General features: G+C 54.2%; 1 protein-coding gene. It reads right to left on the bottom strand.

Translation table 11 applies throughout. The features are described 5' to 3' along the window. Positions 1–264: tripartite tricarboxylate transporter permease (locus tag AC3II9_RS21895; protein WP_489158815.1), on the bottom strand; the 264-nt coding region annotated here is incomplete at both ends.

A 264-nucleotide genomic window follows, 5' to 3' on the forward strand; every position in this document is an offset into this window, starting at 1 on the left:
GGAAATTTTCTTTTCCAGGGTGTAAGAAGCAAACGAAGACAGAACCGCACCACCACCGGGCAAGATACCCAGGGCCGAACCCAGCATGGTACCGCGCAAGACGGCCGGACCGGCTTCCTTGAACTCTTGTTTGTTCGGATACAGGGTACCCAGTTTGTCGGTAATGTCGACCCGGTTTTCTTTTTGTGCCAGGTTGTTCATGATTTCGGCCAGGCCGAACACACCCATGGCGACCACTGCAAAGTCGATGCCGTCTTGCAGTTC

The sequence above is a fragment of the Lysinibacillus sp. RU7 genome, assembly GCF_057837305.1.